This window comes from Joostella sp. CR20, from assembly GCF_038433465.1.
Lineage (GTDB): Bacteria > Bacteroidota > Bacteroidia > Flavobacteriales > Flavobacteriaceae > Galbibacter.
Map to the genome: position 1 here is coordinate 18,990 of NZ_JAESVF010000004.1, position 17,866 is coordinate 36,855.

Consider the following 17,866-nt stretch of genomic DNA (forward strand, 5'->3'; position numbering starts at 1 on the left):
AACTAAAATGAGCCACTGCTTTGCAGTGTTAAGTAAAAGTGTGTTGGTTGGTTTTATTTTACTCTCGCTTGAAACTCCGAAATGGTGTGGTCGTAGCTTCTTAAAACACGATCCCACTCTTTGAAAAGGTGATCGCTTTTTACGCTTGTTAAAGGCTCGCCAGATTCTTCGCTTACAAGTTTCACTTTATAAACTAGCGGGTCTGAAGAAGACTCTTTAACAATCATTCGTGTTCTAATTGTATTTTGTTTGAAAGTTTGTAAAGACCATGCAGTTCTTAAATATCCTGTTTCTTTATCGGTCATTTCAATAACATCGATATAGTTTAATACTATTTGGTTGATAAGCTTCCAAGCTCTGTCTTTATCCATGTCGTCTACTTTAATTTCGATATCAACATTGGCAATATCTGTTTGTACAGAAGCATCAAAAGCATCGTCGTTGTTCATTTCGAAATAGTGCGACTTTGGAGGGTCGGCCATTCCTTTTTGATTACAAAACTCAATTTGTTCTGTTAAATAACCAGTTTTCTTTACAATAACAGAAACACAATCGTCTTTAGGAACCAATACTTCTGCAGACCCTTTTCCGATGGTTTTTCCGTTTACAATAATTTCAGCATCCGATTCGGACGCGCTTACTTGAATTTTTTTCTTTCCGTAGTACAAATCATCATTTGCAACAGCTGTAGTTGTGGCAAATAATAACATAGTAATGAAAGTTAGAAGTGTAATTTTCTTTCTCATTTTTTAGGTTGTTTAGTTTGTTTGAATGTTTATTGATGTTACAAAAGCACTTTTTGCCAAAATGAAATATTCAAATTGTGTGTCTGTTAATTATCATTTTAACAAAAAAAGCGACTGTTTGTAGTACACAAACTTATAGTGTTCTAATTTTCATTACAATACCCTTTTTTGGGTATTTTTTTACTTACATTAGTGTGGTAAAATTCTTAATAAATAAAAAGTGGGCGATTTTAAGAAGATTTCTAGTTATTGGCAAGATAACTATACATCAAAGATTAAAACTTCCGACCGACTTATTATTCCAGAGCATTTTAAAAGTATGATTAAGCTTGTGGCCCCAGGGAAATCGTATTTTTATATTGTGAATTTCCATACAATGGAAATGGAATATATTTCGAGTAGTGTTGCGGAGTTTACTGGTTTAGAACCTTCATCGGTTCGGATGGATCATTTGCTTTCTATGGTTGCACCTTCAGATGTGGATGCTGTTTATAATAAAGAAAAGCTTATTCAAAGTTTTTATATCGATTATTTAAAGCCAAACGAAAAGCAGGATTACAAAATTATGTACACCTATAAAATGAATTGTTTTGACGGGAGTCAGCGTGTGATGCTACATCAGGCAACGGCTTTGTCGATTAACGATGAAGGTAGGTTTGTACACGTGTTGGGGATTCATAGCGACATTTCTTCTTTAGCAATAAAAAGCACAAACGATTTATCTTTTATAAATATCAACGGCGGAAAATCGTATTACAACATAAACACAAGTTTGGATAAATTTTCTCCTGAACAATTGGAGCAGGTAGAAACCATTTCAAACTTGTTAACCACTCGTGAGGTACAAGTTGTAAAAGAGTTGGCTGTTGGTTGTAAAGTTTCTGAAATAGCTAAAAACTTAAATATATCTGAGCATACGGCACATACACATAAAAAAAATATACTTAAAAAAGTGGGGTGTAAAAATTCAACGCATTTAATTACACTTTGCTTGGCAGAAGGTTTAATAAACGTTTAAGTAGTTTTGTGCGCAAGTTTTCGTCTTAGTCTGCTTAAACTTTCTGGCTGTATCCCAAGGTAGTTTGCGATGAGGTAATTTGGAACGCGTTGCTCAATGTTTGGGTAAGTTTTTAAAAAGTCGAGATATCGTGCCAAGCTATCTTTGTCTAATGCTCCTAAAATTCGGTCTTGCATTGCCAAAAATGCATTGGTAAGTTTTATTCTGAAGAAACGATCGAATTTTGGGATTTCTAAAAAAAGGCGCTCTAAGTTTTCTTTCGTAATTTTTAAAAGCTTGGTGTCTTCTAAAGCTTCAATATACAGTTGCGCGGGTTGTTGTTTGTAAAACGCTTTAAAGTCGCTTATCCACCAATCTTCAATCGCAAACTGAATTACATGTTCTTGTCCTTGCGCATCCAATTCGTATGCTTTTAAGCATCCTTCAACCACAAAATACTGCGCAGTAACTTCTTCGTCAATTTTAATTAAAACTTCTTTTTTCTGAAGTGAAACAGGAGAAAGTAAGCTAAAGAATAGCTTTTTTTCTTCTGAAGTTAATGAGATATATTCTGAAACATGGTTGTAAATAGAAGCTTCCATAGTTACAAATGTAAGTCAAAATTGAAAAATGAAATAATCAAATTCAGCAACAAATAAAAAGCCTCCCGCTAAAAAACGAGAGGCTCTTTCCCTAAACTAATACCTACTACTATGTAATGATTACTTTATATACGACTCAAATTTGAGTTTGGATTTTTTAAAAGTAATTTTTTTTAAAATTTTATGGTCTGCGTCCAGTAGCAAGTCTGTATAATATTCCTATAATGGCCAAAACCAATAAGATATGAATTAAACTTCCTACGGCTTCTCCAAATCCGAAATAGCCTACAAGCCATCCGATAATTAAAATAACTACGATTAACCAAATGATATCTCTCATAACTTTATTTTTTAAGTACTCATGCGATGATGAGTGTGGTTGATTTATAATATTAAATTACAAAAAGACTTCTGTTTTGTAAGAAGGATTAACAATCTTTAACGTGTATTCTTCTGTAATTAAGATTTTTATAACTCAATCGAGATTTTTTTTCAGTAGCATGAAAAAGAAAAACCCTCACGAAAAGTAAGGGTTCATTGAAATATATATAGGCGCTCGAAGCGTTATTTTTTATGTTTATTATATGTACGGTGCTATGGGTTTGTGCGGATTTTAGTACTGCGTTAAAAAAATGCAAAAAAAAATAAAGCTGTCTCAAAAGCTTAATTATTTCGTCAAACTGAGCTTGACTCAGTTTCTCATTTTTTTAGAAAAAATATGATGAGATTCTGGAGTAAATCCAGAATGACGCTTTGATAAACTTTTAAGACAGCCTCTTAATTTTAAAATTACTTCTGGTAAGTAGGGTAGTCTATATAACCTTTTTCTCCAGAGGAATAAAAAGTGTTGGCATCCCATTCAGCAATCGGAGCGTTTGTAGCAAATCGTTCTACCAAATCTGGGTTTGAAATAAAAGGTTTTCCAAAAGCAACTAAATCGACGTCGCCTTCTTCCAAAATTTCATTACCGCTTTCTTGGTTAAAATTTGTGTTAATCATTAAAGTGCCGTTGTAAAGCGGACGGTAATGTTTTGCAATTTCAGTAACTAAAAAAGGCACTTCAGAAACATCTGTAAAAGGTTCTGATAAGTGTAAGTAAGCCAAATTGTAATCGTTTAATTTTTCAACGATATAGTCGAAAGTCGGAATGGTTTCTTCATCTGCTTGCATTCCAAACATTCCGTGCATCGATGGGTTTAGCCTAATTCCGATATTATTTTCAGGGAAAACCTGTTTGATTTCGTCTAAAACATCAAATAGAAAACGAGTTCTGTTTACAATAGTTCCACCGTAATCGTCGGTTCTTTTATTAGAACAGTTATTAAAAAACTGATGGAAAAGATAACCGTTAGACGAATGGATTTCAACTCCGTCAAAGCCTGCTTCTTTTGCATTGATAGCTGCTTGTTTAAAATCGGAGATAGCTTTTTTAATATCCTCAAGCGTCATTTCTTTTGGCGTAACAGTTTCTTTAAAACCTTCAGGAGTAAAAACTTTATCGTTCGGATTGATAGCGCTTGGCGCCAACGGAAGTGCTCCTTTATGAAAATCTGGATGCGACATTCTTCCTACGTGCCAAAGTTGCGCAAAAATTTTCCCGTCCTTTTGGTGTACCGCTTTGGTTACTTTTTTCCAACCTTCCACTTGCGTTTCTGTGTACATTCCTGGAGTGTTTATGTAGCCAACTGCTTCTGTAGAAACCTGAGTTCCTTCAGAAATAATAAGTCCGGCACTAGCTCTTTGTTCGTAATATTGTGCAATCAAATCGGTTGCTGTATTTTCTGGGTTGTTGGCACGAGAGCGCGTCATGGGAGCCATCACAACACGGTTTTTTAAAGTGATATTTCCTAAATTATAGCTTTCTAATAAAGGCTGTTGTGTTTTCATAGTATTTTTTTCTTTTAGAATTTAAACATGCTTTTGTTTCGTCGGAATTTTATAAAAAGACTTTCATTACTTTCGAAATGATTATCCGAAATCTGTCATAATTCACTGTCTCCTCGAGCGTAGTCGAGAGGCTATTTACTTAAGAAACTTTAAAATAAGGTCTCGACTACGCCTGTCTGCCGACAAAGGCAGGCTCGACCTGACATTTTAATCTTGGTATGAAATATTACGGATATTCAAATTCTCGAAACAAAATCAATTCATCTCAAAGGTACAATCCTGTAACATTTCATATCATTGATATAGGTTAATAAAACAGTTTAATTTGTTAACTTTGTAGCGAAGCGACTGTTTTAAAAATTATGAAAAGCGTCATTCTGAAGCTGTTTTCAGAATCTCAAAAAACTATTTTTTCAGCTTATGAGAAGCCAAGTTGATGTTGGTTTGACATATTAAACACTTTTCTGGCAGTTCCTTTTTTACATTTTATATCCTCATGCAAACGCCAAAAAGAATTGCGATTACCGGAAGCGGACTCGTAGGAAGTTTATTAGCCATTTATTTAAGAAAAAAAGGTCACGAAGTAGATGTGTACGACAGAAGGCCCGATATTAGAACCATGGAGTTCTCGGGGCGTTCCATCAATTTAGCAATGTCTACGCGTGGTTGGAAAGCGCTAGAAACTGTTGGGATTGATAAGCCCATTCGAGAAATTGCAATTCCGATGGACAAACGCGCTATTCATACCCCAGGGAAACCTGTGTATTTTCAGTACTACGGAAAAGAAGGCGAAGCAATTTATTCGATTTCGAGAGGGATTTTGAATAAGCGAATGATTGACCTAGCCGAATCTGCTGGTGTGAACTTTATTTTTAATTCTAAAGTGTGGGACGTTTCGCTTCCTGAAGCTATTATTTATACGGGAGAAACCGAAAAAGGGGAGTGGGAAGCACACAATTACGATATGGTTTTTGGTGCCGATGGTGCTTTTTCCAGAATTCGTCATAAAATGCAACGTCGTAGTATGTTTAACTACAGTCAGCATTTTTTAAAAACGGGTTATAAAGAATTGAGTATTCCTGCAAATCCAGACGGAACGCACAAACTCAATAGTAATTCGTTGCACATTTGGCCTCGTGGAGAATTTATGCTGATAGCACTTCCAAATCTCGACGGGAGCTTTACCTGCACACTTTTTTTACCAATTGAAGGAGAAAATTCGTTTGAGAGTTTAACTTCCGAAGAAAAATTAGAAGCCTTTTTTACTGAACATTTTGAAGATGCCATGGATGTAATTCCAGATTTGATAAAAGACTTCTTTAAAAATCCAACAAGTTCTTTGGTGACTATTAAATGCGAGCCTTGGACGTATTGGAATAAAGTAGCACTCATTGGAGATGCGGCGCATGCAATTGTTCCTTTTTATGGGCAAGGAATGAATGCTGGTTTTGAAGATATATCGGTGCTTAATGATTTAATGGAAACTCATGGCGACGATTGGGATGCGATTTTCAAAAACTATGAAGAATCTAGAAAACCAAATACCGATGCTATTGCCGAACTAAGTTATAGGAATTTTATTGAGATGAGTTCTAAAACAGCCGATGAGCGTTTTTTACTTAGAAAAAAAATAGAAAAGCATTTTGCTGAAAAGCATCCTGATAAGTGGTTGCCGTTGTATAGTAGAGTTACTTTTTCTGAACATCCTTATTCTGAAGCTCTTCGTGAAGGAGATTTTCAAAGAGGAATTATGGATGAAATAATGGAAATGGAAAATATTGAAGATAGATGGGATAGTGAAGCGGTTGAAAATGCTATTCTAGAAAAGCTGTCAAAATAATGAACTTTATAAATTATCATAACAAAAGCTTTAGAGCAGTTTCGAATTCTGAAAATGGACAAACTTCTGAAGAAACTATTTTTTATTACAAACAAGAAGGAAATATTTTAACTGCAAAATATAGTGGAGGAGCAATTAAAAAAGGGCATTTAATTGGTTTAGTTAGTGAAGATGGCGTTATCGATATGCGTTATCATCAAATCGATATTGAAGGGAATTTAAGAACTGGGAAGTGTAAATCTATTCCAGAGACTTTAGAAGACGGAAGTTTAAGACTCCATGAAAGTTGGGAGTGGACTTCTGATGATTTTTCTAAGGGAACTTCTGTAATCGAAGAAATTATTTAGGAGTCTTAAAGTCAATAAATTCTAATATTTTCAATATATTTAATAAGCATAATTTATAGCTGAGATAAACTAAATAAACGTATTTTGATTTTATAATTTTATTCCGATGGAAATTCTAATTATTGGAGCTACAGGAAGAACAGGCCGGCACTTAGTGAAGTTTGCCCTTAATGAGGGGCATCGGGTAACTGTTTTTGTTCGTTCTCCAGAAAAATTAGACAGACCGCAAACGGGCGTTAAAGTAATAAAAGGTGATATTTTAGACCTCGCTGAGGTGAAAAATTTAATGAGCACCTACCAGTTTGATGCTGTTATTGTTGCCATTGGTGCCGATAGTTTAAAATGTTCTTCAACGCGTGCCGAGAGTACTAAAAATATTGTTAATGCCCTTGAAGCTGTTACGACAACTACAAGGTTGTGGATTATGAGTTCTGCAGGAGTTAACGAAAGTATCGACCAATTAGGGTTTTTAGGAAAAATGTTTGTGAAAACTGTTTTAAAAGGACACATCACAGACCATACAAATCAAGAGAAATACGTAACCGATAGTTCACTTCCTTATACCATTGTGCGACCTTTAGCTTTGAGTGACGAAGCTTTTTCTGATGGCGAAAATTTTGAAATTTTAGAAAAAGGACGCGTGCTTGTCAATAAAATATCGAGAGCAGATGTGGCGTATTTTATCATATCAAATCTAAATAACCCCGAATTTCTAGGCAAAGCGATAACGCTAAGTGCTGTAACTGCTTAAGATTTATTGATAACCAGAAGCTTGAAGCGCAAACAACTCTGCATACAGACTGTTGTTTTCCATTAAACTTACGTGTGTGCCTAACTCCAACACTTTTCCGTCTTTTAAAACTAAGATAGTATCCGCCATGCGAACGGTGCTAAATCTGTGAGAAATAATGATACTTGTTTTTCCTTTGGTAAGTCCAATAAAGCGCTCAAAAACTTCGTATTCTGCTTTGGCATCTAGTGCCGAAGTAGGTTCATCTAAAATAAGGACATCGGCATCTTTCATATAAGCTCTTGCCAATGCAATTTTTTGCCATTGTCCGCCCGATAATTCCTGACCTTTGTTGAAACGTTTTCCGAGTTGCTGGTCGTATCCTTTTTCGAGGTCATCAACAACTTCTGAAGCTAAACTACGTTCAGAAGCGTCTTGTATTCTATTGAAGTTTTCTATTTCATCAATTTTTCCGACAGCAATATTTTCACGAACAGTAAATTCATATCTAAAGAAATCTTGAAAAATCACACCAAATACTTTTTGGTATTCGTTTTTATTGAATTTTCTAATATCAATTCCATCTAAATAAATAGTTCCAGAAGTTGGTTCGTAGAAGCGTAAAAAGAGTTTGATGAGTGTTGTTTTTCCAGCGCCATTTTGCCCAACAAAAGCCATTTTTTCGCCAGCTTTTAATTGAAAAGAAACTCCTTTCAAAACATAATCTTCACTTCCAGGATATTTAAAAGTTACATTTTCAAGTGTAAATCCTTCTTTAATGGAAGCAGGTAATGGCACTTCGCCTTCTTGATGCTGGTCGACTTCCAAATCGATAAAGTCGAAGTAATCTTTTAAATACAAGGCACTTTGAGAAATACTTGTAAAGCGAGAAAAGAAACCTTGTAAGTTGGTGCGCAATCTATTAAAAGAACCACTTAAAAAGGTAAGTTCTCCAATGGTGATAACACCTGTTAGCACGCGGTAAATTATAAGTACGTAGGCACCATAGTACGAAAGCACGCCGAGTAAATTAAACAAAGCACCATAAGTACTCCGCTTAATTGCAAGTTTTTTGTTGAGGTTATAATACTCATCAGAAAGAACTTTAAAACGGTTGGCGATATAATCGGTAAGTCCGAAGAGTTTAATTTCTTTTGCAGTTTTATCATTCGCGCCAACAAATCGTAAATAGTCGAGTTCTCTCCTTTCGGATGTCCAACTACGAGCGAGGGAGTAACTTTGAGAGCTAAATTTTATTTCGTTGATAAAAGACGGAATTATGCTTAAAATTAAAATCGCAATCAGGATAGGTTCAAAATAAATAAGTCCTGCAATAAGCGAAGCTATACTGATTAAACTCTGAATTTGAGTTAAGATGTTCGACATTAAATTTACACGACTGGTAGTTTGTGTACGTGCGCGTTCTAATTTATCGTAAAACTCAGGGTCTTCAAGCTGACTAATTTCTATTTCATTGGTTTTCTTAATAATGGTTACCGACGATTTGTTGGCGTATAAATCGCCTAAAAGTCCGTCCGTTAAAGTGATGAGTCTACTTATCAAATCAGAAATTAAAGCAACTCCTAATTCTAGCGCTACGTATTTCCACAGTAATGTAAAGTCTTTATCGGTAGCGTTTATTTGAAGGATTATTTCGTCTATAATTAGTTTTCCTACCCACAGTAAAACCACCGGTGCGAAGGCGTTTATGAGCCTAGCGATGGTGTTTGTAGTGTACATTACCTTGTGGGTTTTCCATATTTCTGATGAAAAACGAGGAATGTATTTTAGTGCGTTAAAAGAATCTTTTATAGAGGTTTTGTTTTTCTTTTTCTCTTTTAGTGATTGTAAATTTCTTGGCAATTTTTTTTGTTTTAATGAATTGTATTGGGTGTTCGGGAGATTTGGTTAACTCAGTTCAACTTAAATCGAATCATAGTAAATATGAAACTATAATAGATATTCAGTTAATAGTTGTTTTTCATTTTTGTCTTGACACAAAAACGAAACAAAAAAGTCAAGACTAATTAAAAAAGTTTAATAAAATCTACGGAAACCTCTGCCACAGATAAAAAGAACTCGCTTCGCTCAAACAACTTTTTATCTTTTTCCATTTCTGCTTCCTTGATTTTTAAAACTTTTTTAATAGGTCAAACAGCATAAATATTCTTCTCTATTTTAAACTAAGTTAAACACTTAGTCGTGTTATTGAAAAGAACATTTCAAAAACGAAATAAAAGATAGTAAAAGTTATGTAAATGTGGGGAATAAAAAAAGCCTCGCATTTGCGAGGCTAGATGTTGTAAAGAATATTTTAAAGTGAAGCGAATAAAGCTTCCATTTTTTCTTTTTCTTCTTCTGCTAAAGTAGGGTCTACTAAAATTCTACCACTGTGCTCGTCTGTAATAATTTTTTTACGAGAAGCAATTTCCATTTGAACTTGTGGTGGAATTGTAAAGAAAGAACCTCCAGAAGCACCACGCTCGATAGCAACAACTGCCAATCCGTTTTTAACGCTATTACGAATTCTCTTGTAGGCAGTAAGTAATCTGTCTTCAATTAAATCTTCGTAAGAAAGGCTCTTGTCCATTAAAGCTTTTTCTTCTTTTTCAGTTTCTTTTAAAATATCGTCAAGCTCACCTTTTTTGTGTTTTAAGTGGTTTTCTCTTTCAGTCAAACGTTCTTTAGACTGCGCGATAACCTCTTTTTTCTGCTCGATTTGTGCTTTAAATTCTCTGATGTGCTTTTCAGCCAATTGAATTTCCAATTCTTGAAACTCAATCTCTTTTGTTAAAGAGTTGTACTCTCTGTTGTTACGAACATTTTTTTGTTGCTCGCTATACTTTTTAATAGAAGTTTTAGCTTCTTCAATTAAGTTTTTCTTGTTAGAAATTTCTTGTGTAATTTCTTCTAGACTCCCGTTGAGTTTGTCTAAACGTGTTCTTAAACCTTCTACTTCATCTTCTAAATCTTCAACCTCTAAAGGTAATTCACCACGAACATTTCTAATTTCATCGATTCTAGAATCGATAAGTTGCAAGTCGTATAAGGTTCTTAACTTTTCTTCTACTGTTGCTTCTATTTTCTTTGCCATATTTTTTATAAATACTTGACGGGATTTGTATTACAAACTGATAAAACGACTGCAAAATTAGTGAATTTTTTTGTAAGATACTCAACTAAAAGATTTTTTGTGTATTGTTCTGTTTCATAATGACCAATATCGGCTATAATTATTTTATTTTCAGCCTTATAAAAGTCATGATATTTTACATCGCCTGTGATGTAGATATCAGCGCCAGCCATAATTGCATTTGGAATTGCAAATGCACCGCTACCACCTAAAACTGCTACTTTTTTAATCTTTTTATCTGTTAATTCTGAGTGTCTTACGCATCCTGTTTGCATGCGTTCTTTTACGAATTTAAGAAAATCTATCGGATTTTGGGCATTTTCCAACTCTCCAATCATTCCAATACCTATATGTTGGTTGGTGTTTTCGAGCGTGGTGATTTCGTAGGCTACTTCTTCGTAAGGGTGACTATTAAAAAGTGCTTTTAAAATCTTGCTTTCTAAATGCTTTGCATACGTAATTCCAATTTGTGTTTCTTCTTCAAATTGTATTTTGCCTTTTTCACCAATTACTGGGTTGGAATTTTCATTGCCTCTAAAAGTTCCAGTGCCTTGAATGTTAAAACTACATTGGTCGTAATTACCAATACTTCCTCCGCCAGCATTAAAAATTGCTTCGCGAACTTTAGCAACACTTTCAGTAGGAACAAATGTTGTGAGTTTTTTTATAGTGTTTTTCTGCGGAATTAAAACTTGCTTGTTCTGGAGTCCAAGAACATCACAAATTTTTGCATTTACACCAACAAAGCTATTGTCTAAGGCTGTATGCGGAGCATAAATAGCAATGTTGTTTTTAATTGCTTTTAGCGCCACGCGTTCTACATAGTTTTTCCCAGTAAGTTTTTTTAAACCTGAAAAAATAATAGGATGGAAACTCACAATAAGGTTGTAATTTTTCTCAATCGCTTCGTCTACAACAGCTTCAAGCGTATCTAAACTGACCAAAACTCCAGTTACTTTTTCATTTTTATCGCCAATTAGCAGTCCGACATTATCAAAATCTTCGGCATAAGCTAAGGGCGCAATTTCTTCAATGGCATTAATTACATCTTGAATAAGCATACAGTCATTTTTTTTCAAAGATAAAATATTCTAATTTCGCTTTATGCGAAGTTGGAGAAAATTACTCCTCCCGTTTTCTTGGGTGTATGGAGTTGTAATAATTATTAGGAATTACTTGTTTGATATTCAAGTGCTCAAATCGGTACAATATGACTTTCCGGTTATTTGTATCGGGAATTTAAGTGTTGGTGGAACGGGTAAAACTCCAATGACCGAATATGTTGCAAAAACACTTTTAGCAACATATAAAACTGCAATTTTAAGTAGAGGTTACAAACGTGCTTCTAAAGGTTTTTTACTTGCTGATGAATATACGACAGTAACCGAATTGGGCGATGAGCCTTTTCAATACCATTCAAAATTAAAAGGAGTTTCCGTAGCGGTTGATGAAGATAGACAGCATGGAATTTCGTTGTTAAAACAGCGCGTAAACCCCGATGTGATTTTACTCGATGATGCTTTTCAACACCGAAAAGTGAAAGCTGGATTAAACATTTTATTAACGATGTACAACGATTTGTATGTCGATGATTTGTTGTTGCCAGCAGGGAATCTTCGCGATACAAAAGCGCAAGCCAAAAGAGCTTCGATTATTGTAGTAACCAAATGTCCGTTCAATCTTTCTGCTGAAAAACAACAGCAAATTATAGAGAAATTACATATTTCGAAGCATCAAAAAGTATTTTTCACAGGAATTTCGTATCAAGAAGAAGTGTTGTCAACTTCAGAAAAAATTCAATTGGAAAGTCTTAAAAATAGAAAGTTCACCTTGGTAACTGGAGTTGCACATCCAGAACCTCTGTTGAAATATTTAACAGAAAAAGGACTTTTATTCGAGCATTTAAAATATCCAGACCATCATAATTTTTCGGATAGTGAAATTAAAAAACTTCAAGAAAAAGCATTTGTATTAACTACCGAAAAGGATTTTGTTAGACTTGAAAAGAGTTTAACAAATGTGTTTTACTTGCCAATAGAAACTGTGTTTCTCGACCAACAAAACAATGCTTTTAATAAGTTGGTTTTAGATTTTGTAGCGCAAAAAGCTTAAACGTGATTGCTTGTTTTGGCAATTGCATTCCCGATAATTTTATAAAAAACATCAGGTTTAAAAGGTTTGGTAATTACGTCGTTGCATCCGTAGCTAAAAAAGTCTTCTGCACTTTCATCGATGGTAAGCGCGGTTAACGCAATAATAGGGATGGTGGCGTTAAACTTTCTAATTTCTTCAGTAGCTTTTAATCCGCTTATTCCAGGCATGTGGATGTCCATTAAAATAAGGTCGTAATCGTTTTCTTTGGCTAAAGTAATGGCGTCGTAACCGTTATCGGCAACATCGGCATTAATCCCTTTTTTAGCCAACATTTTCTTGGTGATAACTTGGTTGATTTTGTTGTCTTCAACCACTAAGAAATTTAAGTCTTTTAGTACAGCTTCTTCAAGTTCTTCGGCTTCAACTTCTATAATTTCTGAAGCATCTGGAAGGTCAAAATTCAAATCAAAAAAGAAAGAACTTCCCATGCCAATTTCACTTCTCACCTGAATATCGCTGTTAAACAAACTCAACAAACTTTTTACAATGGTAAGTCCGAGTCCGGTACCGCCATATTTTCTGTTAATTTGAATTGAACCTTGCGAAAAACTCTCAAAAATATTCTTTTGCATTTCTTCTGAAATTCCAATTCCCTCGTCATTCACTTCAAAATGAACTTTATGAGTGCTGGCGGAAGTGCTCACTAGTTGAGCGTTTACAATTACTTTTCCGTTTTCGGTAAACTTTAAAGCATTTCCAACGAGGTTGATTAATATTTGCGAAAGCTTTAGCGGGTCGCCAATTAATTTCTTCGGAATGTTTTCATCTACATTTAAAACGATGGTATTTTTGTTTTCTTTTGCTGTTTGACGAAGTGAATAGGCAACGTCTTCGAGTGTTTTTTTGAGGTCGAATATTATTTTTTCAGCAACAAGTTTATTCGCGTCAATTTTATTTATTTGAAGAATATCATTGATGAAATCTAAAAGGTATTCCCCAGAAAATTTTAAAGATTTTAGGTGTTCCTTCTGACTCGGTTTTGGATCTTCGTCGAGTAATAAATGTGTGAGTCCGGTTACTGCGTATAAAGGTGTGCGTAGCTCATGACTTACGGTAGATAAAAACTGCCCTTTGGCGCGCATCGCTCTCTCTGCTTCTTCTTTTGCAAGTTGTAATTCTTTGTTTTTTTTCAGTAATAAATCGTTGGTTTTAAATTTTATTTGGTTGTTTCTGTACAACGAGATGGTAAGTAACGAAATTATAATTAGCAAAGCTGAACTTAAAACCGAAGTGAGTTTTGAAATATTTACTTTTTGTTGTTGCTCAATTTCATCTTGACTCATTCGAGCAATTACATTATTTAAAAACTGAGCTTCATTTGTAAAAGCAGCCTCGTTTTGTTTCCTGAGGATATCTGGACTGAAATATTTTTGTTTTAAACTATCGGCTTTTTTAAAGTAGAGTAGTGCTGCAAAATGGTCGTTGTTGTCTTCTGCAATTTGATATTTTAAGAGGTTAGTACCTAATAATATTTTCGGGAATTTATGACGAGCAGCGGTTCGCAAAACATTGTCGAGTAGAATATTTGCACTTTCATAGTTTTTAGAATTCGCATAAATATTTGCCAAAGAAAGTTGTGTTGCAGCAAGAAGGAAATCTTTTTCGTATTTATGATCTGGAGGAATCATTTTCTGAAAAATAGACTTCGCTTTGTCGTATTCTTTTAATTCTTTATAGCACAGCCCTTGAAAAAATAACACAACGTTTAAGAGGCTTTTGTCGTTATAGTCTACAGTTTCTAAAGCTTCATTTATGAGTGTTTCTGTCTTCTCAATGTTTTGAGTTTTTGCAGCTAGATAAGCTTCAAGGATGGCGGTTGTGGCACGACCGTCGTTGTATTTGTAAAGCCCCAAAACTTCGCGGGCTTCTTTTAAATAAATTTCCGGATTTACAGGTTTGTCGTATTGTAAATTTAATCGAGCAGAGAGGTTGTAGAAATCTACAATTGATTCGATATTATCGGTGCTGGCGGCAATTTGCAATCCTCTTTCGATTGCTTTAAGTGCTTTTTCGTATTCGCCTGAGTTTTTATAGAAGTATACCTGTTTTGTAATTGCTTCTATACTATCTTTATAGGCAATATTGGTTTGTGCATCTACGCGAATAGATGTAAAAAAGATTAAGATTATGAGGGCTACAAAGCGCATAATTACATTGGTGGCTATGCAGTAAATATAATTATTTCTATTTAATCAGCTTAATTAAATCGACAATCCGGTTACTATATCCATATTCGTTGTCGTACCAACCAATAATTTTTACCATTTTTCCGATAACAGATGTCATTTGTGCATCAAAGGTGCAAGAGAACGGATTGTTAATAATATCGATAGATACGATAGGATCTTCTGTGTAGGAAAGAATATTTTTAAAATGTGTTTCTGAAGCTTTTTTAAAAGCAGCATTTACTTCTTCTATGGAAGTTTCTTTTTTTACGTTGAATGTAATATCGGTTAACGAACCATCTGGAACAGGCACACGGATGCCGCAACCTCCAATGGTGCTGCTCAATTCAGGAAAAATACTTGTAAGTGCTTTGGCAGCTCCAGTTGTTGTAGGAACGATAGATTGTCCTGCCGCACGTGCTCTACGTAAATCGCGATGTGGTTGATCGTGTAAACTTTGGTCGGAAGTGTACGAATGCACCGTTGTAATGTATGCTTGTTCGATTCCGCATAAATCTTTAATCACCTGTATCATCGGTGCGGCGTTGTTGGTAGTACACGAAGCGTTTGAAACGATGGTTTCGCTTCCGTCTAAAATAGATTCGTTAACACCCAAAACAACCATTTTTATAGACTCGTCGGTTGGGGGGACCGTAAGAATTACTTTTTTAGCACCGCCGATAATATGATGCTGTAAGTGCTCTCGCGTTTTGAATTTCCCTGTAGCTTCAATTACAATATCAACATCAAAAGGTTTCCAGTTGATGGATGTTAAGGTGTTGCAATTTAATAACGGGAAATTCTTTTCATCAACAATAATATGGTCTCGATCGTGTTTGATGTTTTTGTGTAAAACACCATGAATACTGTCGTATTTTAATAAGTGACTCAGCGTTTTTGTATCTGCCAAATCATTAATAGCAACAACTTCAATTTCTGGATTTTCGAGTAACAATCTAAAAACGGTACGTCCAATCCTCCCGAAACCATTTATGGCAATGCGTGTTTTTTTCAAAGTAATTTCAGCTAAACTATTTTATAATACATGTTTATGAGCTTTGTAAGACGATCTCACCAAAGCACCGCTTTCTACATGTCTAAACCCTAAATCCAAACCTATTTCTTCGTATTTTTTAAATTGATCTGGAGTGATAAATTGTTTTACGGGTAAATGTTTTTTTGAAGGCTGTAAGTACTGCCCAATAGTTACCACATCTACATTTGCATTTTTTAGGTCGTGAAGCGTTTCGATAACTTCTTCTTCTTTTTCACCCAAACCAAGCATAATTCCAGATTTAGTTCTGTTAATACCTTGGTCTTTTAAATATTTTAAAACCGCTAAGCTACGGTCGTATTTTGCTTGAATTCTAACCTCGCGTGTAAGTCGTCTTACAGTTTCCATGTTGTGTGAAACAACCTCTGGAGAAACTTCAACAATACGGTCGATATTTCTTTCTACTCCTTGAAAATCTGGAATAAGGGTTTCGAGTGTGGTATTTGGATTCATACGGCGTATTGCTTTTACCGTTTCGGCCCACATAATCGACCCCATATCTTTTAAATCATCTCGGTCTACCGAAGTAATTACCGCGTGTTTGATGCTCATTAATTTGATGGAGCGCGCTACTTTTTCGGGTTCTTGCCAATCTAAAGTTTCTGGTCTTCCAGTTTTAACGCCACAAAATCCGCACGAACGTGTACAAACATTTCCTAAAATCATAAATGTAGCCGTTCCTTCTCCCCAGCATTCACCCATGTTTGGGCAACTTCCGGAGGTGCAAATGGTGTGTAGGTTGTACTTGTCAACCAAGCCTCTTAGTTCGGTATATTTTTTTCCGGTAGGCAATTTTACACGTAACCATTTTGGCTTGCCAGTTCTTGGTGGTGCAACGCTGCTTGCAGTATCTATACTCATATCCAAATTTTATGATGACAAAGATACGAAGTAAAGTTTGAAAATTAGCCGAATCTGCGAGCAAGTAACAAGAAGCTTTGTAAAAGTATTTTTTATAAACTGATGATATACCAAACCGAAAAACCTATTAAAAAGAGAATTCCTGCCCAACTTAAAATATGCATTGCAGTTGAAGGTCTCCACTCTTTTGGCATGTGTTTGGAACAAACCAATTTGTAGTTGATAATAGCGTAGAAAGGAGCGGTAACAAACGATAAGATTGTAGCAATATCGATAAGCATTTTCATTTCTGATAATAGAAACAATAAAATGAAAATAGTACCAATTGCCAAAATGAGTATCCAAAACATAAAATTGTATCGAAACTGAAAATTAAACAGTAAACTCGAAGTTTTTGCCATAGCTCTCGGTGAGGCGTCGAGCGTAGTTAGAGTAGTGCTAAACATTGCAGTAAAGGCAGCAATTGCAATAACGTAATAAGCAGCTTCTCCCAGAGTCTTTGTGTACATGTTTATAAGCTGAAACGCAAATTGAGTTGCGCCATTATTAAAACTTTCGTTGGAATGATACATAACCAAAGCACCTAAACTTATAAAAAAAACACCGAGAATAATGGTACTTGCATAGCCAATATTAAAATCGGTGATGGCGCGTTTTGTTTTGTACGAACGATCAACTTTTCTCTTTTCCAACGCCCATAACGATTGCCAAACAGAAACATCTAGCGGGGCTGGCATCCATCCCATAAATGCAATAATAAAAGCAAGTCCTGCGGTGTCGGTAGGGATAATTTGTGTAAAACTTAAAGAAGTATCTACCTTAGAATTCGCCATAAATACAGCAATAATAGTACAAATGGTGAGGGTGGTAATTATAACCTTCATTAAATTGTCGAGCAGCTTGTATTTTCCAAAAAGCAAAATTACCATGCAAAGTATAGTGATGACAATACTCCAAATAATAGGGTTTGTACTAATGCCAAATAAGTTGGAAGCAAGCCCAGCGGTTACAATGGTTACTGCCGTTTGAATGGTAAACATTGTTGTGATATTGAGAATGAAGAAAACAGCTAAAATACCTTTTCCTAGTTTTTGGTAGCCTTCTAGTAAACTTTCGCCTGTGGCTAAAGCATATCGAGGCCCATACTGAAAAAAGGGATATTTAAAAAGATGAACTAAAAGCAATGCCCATAAAAGTCCGTAACCATAGTCGGCACCAGCTCGGGTAGATTGGACTAAATGCGAAACTCCAATAGCTGCTCCAGCAAATAAAAGTCCGGGGCCTAATTTTTTTAAAAACCGTATCACAAAATTGTTGGTTGGTGTTTGTTACATACATAAAAACCCCATT

At 35.1% G+C, this 17,866-nt stretch carries 16 protein-coding genes; 5 read left to right on the plus strand and 11 right to left on the minus strand.

All coding sequences use genetic code 11. The features are described from left to right. Positions 1-53 precede the first annotated feature (53 nt). Positions 54-746 (minus strand): hypothetical protein, encoded by a 693-nt coding sequence (locus tag JMA43_RS07175; RefSeq protein ID WP_342155805.1) that lies wholly within the window; start codon positions 744-746, stop codon positions 54-56. Between the two features lie 220 nt (positions 747-966). On the opposite strand from JMA43_RS07175, the gene JMA43_RS07180 reads away from it, so the two are divergent. Further along, on the plus strand, positions 967-1,764 hold the full coding sequence (locus JMA43_RS07180) for a response regulator transcription factor (RefSeq protein ID WP_342155806.1): 798 nt from the start codon (positions 967-969) through the stop codon (positions 1,762-1,764). Here JMA43_RS07180 and JMA43_RS07185 read toward each other — a convergent pair. The 3 genes from JMA43_RS07185 to JMA43_RS07195 all read right to left on the minus strand — a co-directional run bounded on the left by JMA43_RS07185 (position 1,761) and on the right by JMA43_RS07195 (position 4,232). Next, positions 1,761-2,345 carry a Crp/Fnr family transcriptional regulator gene (locus JMA43_RS07185; RefSeq protein WP_342155807.1) on the minus strand — a complete coding sequence of 195 codons (585 nt, stop codon included), beginning with the start codon at positions 2,343-2,345 and terminating at the stop codon, positions 1,761-1,763. The two genes, JMA43_RS07180 and JMA43_RS07185, sit on opposite strands and share 4 nt — an antisense overlap. Positions 2,346-2,526: 181 nt before the next feature. Next, on the minus strand, positions 2,527-2,685 hold the full coding sequence (locus tag JMA43_RS07190) for a lmo0937 family membrane protein (RefSeq protein WP_008612219.1): 159 nt from the start codon (positions 2,683-2,685) through the stop codon (positions 2,527-2,529). Between the two features lie 449 nt (positions 2,686-3,134). Next, complete coding sequence (locus tag JMA43_RS07195) at positions 3,135-4,232, minus strand: alkene reductase (RefSeq protein ID WP_342155808.1); 1,098 nt, start codon at positions 4,230-4,232, stop codon at positions 3,135-3,137. Positions 4,233-4,728: 496 nt separating this feature from the next. Between JMA43_RS07195 and JMA43_RS07200 the strand changes: the two genes are divergently transcribed. The 3 genes from JMA43_RS07200 to JMA43_RS07210 all read left to right on the plus strand — a co-directional run bounded on the left by JMA43_RS07200 (position 4,729) and on the right by JMA43_RS07210 (position 7,170). After that, the gene (locus JMA43_RS07200) at positions 4,729-6,072 is read left to right on the plus strand and encodes an FAD-dependent oxidoreductase (RefSeq protein ID WP_342155809.1); all 1,344 of its coding nucleotides are present in this window, start codon (positions 4,729-4,731) and stop codon (positions 6,070-6,072) included. After that, a complete protein-coding gene (locus JMA43_RS07205; RefSeq protein ID WP_342155810.1) occupies positions 6,072-6,419 on the plus strand; it encodes a n-acetylglutamate synthase in 348 nt (115 codons plus the stop codon). Before JMA43_RS07200 ends, JMA43_RS07205 begins: the two co-directional genes overlap by 1 nt. 106 nt (positions 6,420-6,525) lie before the next feature. Beyond that, positions 6,526-7,170, plus strand: coding sequence for an NAD(P)-dependent oxidoreductase (locus JMA43_RS07210; RefSeq protein ID WP_342155811.1), 645 nt, complete (start codon positions 6,526-6,528; stop codon positions 7,168-7,170). A gap of 3 nt (positions 7,171-7,173) precedes the next feature. Here the strand turns inward: JMA43_RS07210 and JMA43_RS07215 are convergent, their stop codons facing one another. From JMA43_RS07215 to JMA43_RS07225, 3 genes are all read right to left on the minus strand, one after another. Further along, positions 7,174-9,012 (minus strand): ABC transporter ATP-binding protein, encoded by a 1,839-nt coding sequence (locus JMA43_RS07215; RefSeq protein ID WP_342155813.1) that lies wholly within the window; start codon positions 9,010-9,012, stop codon positions 7,174-7,176. A gap of 451 nt (positions 9,013-9,463) precedes the next feature. Further along, positions 9,464-10,243: a zinc ribbon domain-containing protein gene (locus tag JMA43_RS07220; RefSeq protein WP_342155814.1), complete on the minus strand. Its 780-nt coding sequence runs from the start codon at positions 10,241-10,243 to the stop codon at positions 9,464-9,466. Positions 10,244-10,248: 5 nt separating this feature from the next. After that, positions 10,249-11,343, minus strand: coding sequence for a Nif3-like dinuclear metal center hexameric protein (locus JMA43_RS07225; RefSeq protein ID WP_342155815.1), 1,095 nt, complete (start codon positions 11,341-11,343; stop codon positions 10,249-10,251). Positions 11,344-11,386: 43 nt separating this feature from the next. Here JMA43_RS07225 and lpxK point away from each other — a divergent pair, with 43 nt between their 5' ends. Then, positions 11,387-12,394 carry a tetraacyldisaccharide 4'-kinase gene (gene lpxK, locus JMA43_RS07230; protein ID WP_342155816.1) on the plus strand — a complete coding sequence of 336 codons (1,008 nt, stop codon included), beginning with the start codon at positions 11,387-11,389 and terminating at the stop codon, positions 12,392-12,394. Here the strand turns inward: lpxK and JMA43_RS07235 are convergent. The 4 genes from JMA43_RS07235 to JMA43_RS07250 form a co-directional block, all read right to left on the minus strand. Then, positions 12,391-14,583 carry a tetratricopeptide repeat-containing hybrid sensor histidine kinase/response regulator gene (locus JMA43_RS07235; RefSeq protein WP_342155817.1) on the minus strand — a complete coding sequence of 731 codons (2,193 nt, stop codon included), beginning with the start codon at positions 14,581-14,583 and terminating at the stop codon, positions 12,391-12,393. The genes lpxK and JMA43_RS07235 overlap by 4 nt on opposite strands. A 37-nt stretch (positions 14,584-14,620) precedes the next feature. Beyond that, positions 14,621-15,616 (minus strand): type I glyceraldehyde-3-phosphate dehydrogenase, encoded by a 996-nt coding sequence (gene gap, locus JMA43_RS07240; protein WP_342155818.1) that lies wholly within the window; start codon positions 15,614-15,616, stop codon positions 14,621-14,623. Positions 15,617-15,637: 21 nt separating this feature from the next. Then, on the minus strand, positions 15,638-16,516 hold the full coding sequence (gene lipA / locus JMA43_RS07245) for a lipoyl synthase (protein WP_342155819.1): 879 nt from the start codon (positions 16,514-16,516) through the stop codon (positions 15,638-15,640). Positions 16,517-16,608: 92 nt separating this feature from the next. Further along, complete coding sequence (locus JMA43_RS07250) at positions 16,609-17,823, minus strand: Nramp family divalent metal transporter (protein ID WP_342155820.1); 1,215 nt, start codon at positions 17,821-17,823, stop codon at positions 16,609-16,611. Between the last annotated feature and the right edge of the window lie 43 nt (positions 17,824-17,866).